The 6,423-nt window shown below is 38.3% G+C and carries 7 protein-coding genes; 2 read left to right on the top strand and 5 right to left on the bottom strand.

The features are described 5' to 3' along the window. From CWB66_RS11655 to CWB66_RS11645, 3 genes are all read right to left on the bottom strand, one after another. On the bottom strand, positions 1 to 845 hold an 845-nt coding region (locus tag CWB66_RS11655), incomplete at its 3' end, for an HlyD family secretion protein (RefSeq protein ID WP_138585503.1). Between the two features lie 358 nt (positions 846 to 1,203). Then, complete coding sequence (locus CWB66_RS11650) at positions 1,204 to 1,917, bottom strand: L,D-transpeptidase family protein (RefSeq protein ID WP_171037494.1); 714 nt, start codon at positions 1,915 to 1,917, stop codon at positions 1,204 to 1,206. A 14-nt stretch (positions 1,918 to 1,931) separates the two neighbouring features. Continuing rightward, positions 1,932 to 3,074 carry an endonuclease/exonuclease/phosphatase family protein gene (locus tag CWB66_RS11645; protein ID WP_138585502.1) on the bottom strand — a complete coding sequence of 381 codons (1,143 nt, stop codon included), beginning with the start codon at positions 3,072 to 3,074 and terminating at the stop codon, positions 1,932 to 1,934. Positions 3,075 to 3,371: 297 nt separating this feature from the next. Between CWB66_RS11645 and CWB66_RS11640 the strand changes: the two genes are divergently transcribed. Next, complete coding sequence (locus tag CWB66_RS11640; RefSeq protein ID WP_138585501.1) at positions 3,372 to 4,043, top strand: hypothetical protein; 672 nt, start codon at positions 3,372 to 3,374, stop codon at positions 4,041 to 4,043. 88 nt (positions 4,044 to 4,131) lie between these two features. On the opposite strand, the gene CWB66_RS11635 is transcribed toward CWB66_RS11640, so the two are convergent. After that, a complete protein-coding gene (locus CWB66_RS11635) occupies positions 4,132 to 4,725 on the bottom strand; it encodes an NADPH-dependent FMN reductase (protein WP_138585500.1) in 594 nt (197 codons plus the stop codon). 37 nt (positions 4,726 to 4,762) lie between these two features. Next, on the bottom strand, positions 4,763 to 5,632 hold the full coding sequence (locus tag CWB66_RS11630) for an EamA family transporter (protein WP_138585499.1): 870 nt from the start codon (positions 5,630 to 5,632) through the stop codon (positions 4,763 to 4,765). Between the two features lie 132 nt (positions 5,633 to 5,764). On the opposite strand from CWB66_RS11630, the gene CWB66_RS11625 reads away from it, so the two are divergent. Further along, positions 5,765 to 6,250, top strand: coding sequence for a MarR family winged helix-turn-helix transcriptional regulator (locus tag CWB66_RS11625; RefSeq protein WP_138585498.1), 486 nt, complete (start codon positions 5,765 to 5,767; stop codon positions 6,248 to 6,250). Positions 6,251 to 6,423 lie beyond the last annotated feature (173 nt).

Genomic DNA, 6,423 nt, shown 5'->3' with positions numbered 1-6,423 from the left:
TTGGTCTGATCAATGTCTGATTTAGGTGTGAACTGTGCTTGCGCTGATACAAAAGTAACCTTAGCGGGCAGCGTATATTGTGCAATAGCATCTATTACAATGCGTGCCTCCGAGCCTATTGTTACTCTGCCTGCTTGCGCTGTTGGCAAATAAATACTCATGTATACATCGGTTAAATCAAGCAAAGAAAAAACCTTGCCACCGCTGCCAAGCACTTCTCCTGGCTCTGCTAATCTATATAATATCCGGCCACTAATAGGCGCTTTAAGGGTGCTATCGGCAATATTACTTTGTAACCGCTCAATACGCGCTTGCGCTGCTTCAATTTCGGCGCTCGACTGCACCACTTTTACATTCGCCGCTTTTAAAGCCGCTTGCGCTGTTGCAGCGCTTGTTCGCTGTTGATCAACCACTTCTTTTGAGATATGACCTTGTTTTAGCAGTGTCACTGAGCGATGTAATTCAGTTTCTGCAAAGTTAAGTTCGCTTTTGTGCTGCTCTACAATTGCCAAAGCGTACTTACGCGACTCAGTAGCAACACGTAACCCCGCATTAGCTTCACGTAATTGCGCATTTAAATCATCAGTGTCAATAACGGCCAAAGTTTGACCGGCTTCAACCATGTCACCTTCTTGTGCTAATACCTCAATCAAGCGACCCGGCAATTTTGTTGCAATATCATATTCGGTCGCTTCAATGCGGCCGTTTCCATAGGCTACGCTCTCTGGCAATTGTTCAGATAGCAGTGCAGATTGCTGAGTTTGCCAAGCATACCAACCACCCCCACCCAATATGATCATAACAGCGATTGTACTAAGAGATTTGAGTGTCGATTTAACTGTCATGCGGTAAAACTCCATGTATATAAAAGTAGGTAAATGTAGCCAGTATTGCCCTATTCCATAAGATTAAGCTGATACTGCACTATCTTTGGTGTTAACTATCACTGTATGAGTTAATTGTAATTTAGAGGTGACTCGACTTTGTTGCTTCACGATAGTAGATGATTTTAATGAATTTTAAGTGTCGAGGTCACAACTTATAATCTATCACTATCACCGCATCTAAAAGTGATGTAGATCAATAAATATCCACTGGATAATAAAGGATGGGCACTGTTAAATTTTTACATTTAAAACATGTGCAAATTTTAGGCGGTTTAAAATAGTAATACGAGTACACGATCTGCATTAACTTTAGCGATTATTTATTTTCGAAGGTATATTTCCTGCTAGAAACCTCAACATTTGGCGGCTGCTTGTGAGTGTTAAAATAATCATAACCCTCTTTAAGGTTAAGCCAAAAAGAATACCATTGATTTGCTCTATACTTTGATAAAACCTCATCATCAAGCTTAAACGGAAATGAATGAACCCTAAAAAAAGGCTGCCCCGATTTTAGCGCTGCAGCAGCTAATGCGTAAATTTCATTTATATACTCATCAGTCATTGCATAACAGCCAATGGAAACACAGTTGCCATGTACCATCAGTGCACTGCCAGTTCGGTTGTGTGCCCGGTCATACTTATTTGGAAAGCCCAAATTAAACGATAAGTGATAGCTGCTCCAAGGGTTGAGCCGGCTAGCATTAACATAATAAAACCCTTCTGGGCTTTGGTTATCGCCTTCTTTTAATTTAGGGCCAAGATCACCTGAAAAAGTACAAATTTCATAGTTTTTGAAGTGTATAAATGTGTCATCATCTGACTCCACCCAGACTTCAAGAATGCCAGGATCTTTAAATATTCGAATAAATATAGGAGCCCCAAACCTAAGCCCTTTATCAGAAAGTTGCACTTTTAATGTGGGTTCAACCATTGATATGGCTTTTTCAGACCGTGCACTGGTAGGAAATTCAGCTGCAAAAGAATTAAACATAAAAAATACCAAGAATGTAATTGTAGTTAGTTTTTTCATAATAATAATAGCCTTTACGACCTTAATTTTAGTGTGATCAACACAACACCGTGGTCGGTAGTTAAATCATCACGATCATACTCGGGGTTTATTAAATGCCTGTCATACGTACTGTAGTCGCTTACTTCAAAAAAGCTGTCATCGTAACTGGCATCAAACTCACACGACAATAAAATGTAATCCAGCACAGAGCTGCTAGCACCATAGTAATGTGTAGGCGGCCTTAACGGTGCTGGCTTTGTTATATTTATATTTTTTACTTGGCTTTTATCCGTTGAATCAACAATCTCGTTGCTATTGCTATCACAATCGATTTGTACATCGTTTGTTATTATTTCATCACTAAGTACCTCATCATTGCTTAGCTGCGACTTTACAAACAGATCCCATGAATCATTTAAACAATATTTAGCAAGGTAGGTTTTAGCGTCAAAAGCAGGAGCAAAGCGTAATGTATTAGTGAGCAAATGGCTTAATACACCATCATTAAGCTCATTATTAAAATCCCCCATTAATAGCATGGGTTGCTGCGTAGCTTCGCGGCGAGCAATCATTTGTATCATTAGCAATGTGGCTTCACTGCCACGCTGAATCGTTGAGCCCCAACCTCCCGCTACATTCGCCTTTAAAATTTCGATTATGTTCTTTTCAGGCGTTAGCTCTTTATTGTGCTCGTCAACATTAATCATTGGCCGCTTGGATTTAAAATGCACCACATAACAATCGGTATTGCCTATGTGCGGCAATGTTATGGTTGCTCTTAGTACTTTACGACTAAAAGTAAACTCACTATTAAGGCCAAGCATACTTGCAAGCTCACTATCGTGCTCAACCGCTGCCACTTCAACTATGGGGTATTTAGAGGCAATCGCCACTACGGGCCGTTTATAAATAAAGTCGTCAATCACCTCTGGCGTATCAACTACTGCAAAGTAATTATAACCTTGCTCGCCTACTAACTCTTTTAACGAGTCAATACTAAACACTTCCTGAAAGCCAATTACATCAGGCTGATATTGCGTTAGATAATCAACTATCCAGCGCTGCTTTTTGGCCCACTGCTGCGTAGTATAAATTTTCTCAAATTCATAGTATGCATTGGGCGGCTCAAGATAGTTAAACAGATTAAATGTGGCTATTTTGAGTTGAGTATTCATGATTTCTGACTCAATGGCACGAATAGAGTTTGCACTTTCTTGCGTACATAATGGGGGAAAATTACTGATAAAATTAGCCTGTATAAAAATTAATAAAAATAAGAAGTCACTCACTGCGCAATGAGTAAATACATAAAAATGTTAACAGCTTCTTACAATTCATGACAATACCCGACAAGCGCTGAGAATTACATGCGTACTGATATGTTAGCCTTTGAGCTATAAATTTACGACTTAAATACATCATTTCTAAATCGGTTACTAAATGCAATAAAACTAAAAATTATGGAGATTGTTATGAACACCAGTAATAAAGGACTACGTATTTCATTGTTGTTTGGCTTTGCAACTATTTTAAGTGGCTGTGGTGAAAGTTCAGATGAGCTAGATGATAAATTAACTCATGAGGCAAGAGTAACTTTTGTAAATTCACTAGATTATATGGCCGATATTCACCTGAAAAAAAGGAACATTAGCACAGGTTATAGCGGCCTATTTGATAACGATACTATTATTTCAAGCGATGTAGCAAGTAACGCTGTAGCCACAACTTATCGCTACAGCTACAAAGCAATTAACAATATGATCAATTTAGGTGTTAAAAACAGCATTACCGCAAACCAAGAAGAGCGTATAACCAAAACCTTAAGCAACAACGATAACCTATGGGTTATTGCTTGGGAAGCAGCGGGCGAGCAAACTATTTCGGTGGTTAATAAAAAGCAAAACAATAATGCAGACGTGTTTAATGTACGTTTATTTGCTAACGGTAATTACACTGTTTTAATCGATAACACTAAAACAATAACCACAGAAAAAGGTAAAGTAACCGACTACTTAAGCGTTAGCAGCTGCGCTAATGGTTTAAAAGTGGCCGATAAATTTATTGATTTATGCACAGGTAATTTTGGCACCTCTTATTTGCTTGTTGTTGATAGTAACGGTAAACGAGTAATGGCTAAGGAATAATCTTAGCCATCGTTTGCGTAAAATAACACAATAACAAACATGCCCTAAACTCATACTGTGCTCATGCACATTATGAGTTTTTTGGCCTCTACATCCCATATACAAAAGGTTGTCCTTTTTCGTGCATCGCTTTATGAATTGGTTTAAGAGCATTTGCATAACAAGCTAATAGCTCCATGGTATACACCGTGCGTTGCTCCATATGATCATGTTTACACATCAAGTGTTCATCAAATGTACTTTCTATATCACGAAAAATAAGATGATCCGGTAATAAACACACATGGTTATTTTTACTTGCGGTCATCCTTAATTCGCTTATTGGATAGACCCCATTAACACTTGCCGATACACTTACAAGAAGTGCTGGCTTGTGCGCCATTTCTTGTGCTGTTGTTAGTAGTAAGAAGTTCTTTAACGCTGGTGTTGCCATACCATGCCACTCTGGGGTAATAAAAATAAAAGCATCAGAGTCAGCCAACTGCTTTGCTAATTTTTTCCAAGGGAGCCATTCATCGGTTCCACTCCATACACCTTCATTCCAAAATGGCAAGTTAAGCTCATGTAAATCATAAACTTGAACTTTATCAAAATGAGCTTGCGCTTTTCCACTCAAATAATTTCCAACATTTAAACTTTGTGATTGAGCCCGTTGGCTCCCCGCAATGATTGTTAATTTCATCGTATTCCCTTATTTAATTTGATATTTAATGTGTGTTTTAAATTTTATTTTTCGCTTTTGGCGTTGCCAACATAATCGAAATAAGAATACCCAATGCGCCAAAGCACTGCATAAATGTTAGTGACTGCTCTAAAAATACATAACCTAAAAAAACAGCAGACACGCTACTTAAAAATCCTAAAAAAGAAATCGTAATAGTAGGCAATTTATCTATTCCATTAAACCAAAGAGAATAAGCAAACATCGCCCCTACAACGCTTAAATAAACATACCCTAATACGTTATTAATACTTAATTGCTCAGGCACTCCTTCAAACCACCAAGCAACAGGTAGCAACATTAAACCACCAAAAAATAACTGCCATCCGGTGAAACTTAATAGTTTCATTTGCGCTGGTCGCCCCCAGTGTTTGGTCATTACAATGCCTGTGGCCATGCTAACAGTACCTAATACGCCCATAATCAAGCCATAGCTGTTTAGCTCTGCTTGATTATCAAGTATTAATAATGCAATTCCGCCAATAGCAATTAAACTTGCTAAAACCTGCTGCACGCTTAATTGGTTTTTTAATAAAAAGTAACTCAATCCCATGACTAAAATAGGCTGAATAGACATAACCAAAGCTGCCATTCCACCAGGAAGGTTGCTCGCAGCAAAAAATAAGCAATAAAAGAAAAAGCTAATATTAAGAAATCCCAATACTATTAACCGCCACCACCAGTCACCCGAAGGTAAAGTACGGGTAATTAGCACTAATAGCATACCCGCTGGTAATGCCCTCAACGTTGACGCAATTAATGGACTATCTGCAGGGAGTAGTTCACTAGTAACAACATAAGTGCTCCCCCAAACAATAGGGGCGATGGCTGTTATTCCCAAAGTAGTAATAAACCGTATTCGTTTCATAATAAACGCCTTCAAAAATAAGAATGATCCAACCTGAAAATGACTTTTGCGAAAGATACTTTTTATAAAGTAATGGTTTTTTATTTTTTAATCAAGTATCTTTTTGAAAAGATATAATAGCGAAGGTGAGTTATGCAAGATCCAGTCGACCATATTTTACAGCAGTGGAAAAACACCAAACCAAATCTAGATTGCTCAGCAATGGCAATTGTTGGACGTTTGCGCCGAGTAGATAAAAGCTGGGAAAAACAGTTAAATACCGTTTTTAAACATCACAAAATAAGCAGTATTGAATTTGATATTTTAGCGACTCTACGTCGTAATCAAGTTCCCTTAACACCTACACAGCTATACAAAACATTAATGTTATCTTCTGGTGCTATGAGTACCCGTATAGAGACACTTGTACAACGAGGGTTTATTGAGAGGGTTTCTAGCGATAAAGATCGCCGCAGTTGCAAAGTAGCCTTAACAGAACTAGGCATAACAATTATTGATGCAACATTAGAAAAACACGTACAAAACATGGACAATATGCTTGAAGTATTAACCGATGACGAAAAAATTCAATTTGCAGCGCTATTAAAAAAAGTAGCCCTTGCAGATCAAGCACTCTAGGGCGTGTTGACCTTTGTGGATTGAAATTTGTTCAATCTAGGGGCGATTAAATTGCGGCGCGAGGTTTGTAACCTAGTGGGCTAAGTAAAAACCGAGCAACAAAAAGTTAATCGTCCCTAGAAAGAACCTTTTGGGCAGCGCATGTTTGGTCTTTATGCTGCGTTATCGCCTAT

Origin of the sequence: Pseudoalteromonas sp. S558 (genome assembly GCF_005886635.1) — a bacterium.
GTDB classification, from domain to species: domain Bacteria; phylum Pseudomonadota; class Gammaproteobacteria; order Enterobacterales; family Alteromonadaceae; genus Pseudoalteromonas; species Pseudoalteromonas aliena.
This window is presented reverse-complemented; position numbering and strand designations above follow the sequence as displayed.

Coding starts and splice junctions, on each gene's coding strand:
- CWB66_RS11630 (WP_138585499.1), bottom strand. CDS start 5,632: ATGAAACGAATACGGTTTATTACTACTTTGGGAATAACAGCCATCGCC.
- CWB66_RS11650 (WP_171037494.1), bottom strand. CDS start 1,917: ATGAAAAAACTAACTACAATTACATTCTTGGTATTTTTTATGTTTAAT.
- CWB66_RS11635 (WP_138585500.1), bottom strand. CDS start 4,725: ATGAAATTAACAATCATTGCGGGGAGCCAACGGGCTCAATCACAAAGT.
- CWB66_RS11625 (WP_138585498.1), top strand. CDS start 5,765: ATGCAAGATCCAGTCGACCATATTTTACAGCAGTGGAAAAACACCAAA.
- CWB66_RS11645 (WP_138585502.1), bottom strand. CDS start 3,074: ATGAATACTCAACTCAAAATAGCCACATTTAATCTGTTTAACTATCTT.
- CWB66_RS11640 (WP_138585501.1), top strand. CDS start 3,372: ATGAACACCAGTAATAAAGGACTACGTATTTCATTGTTGTTTGGCTTT.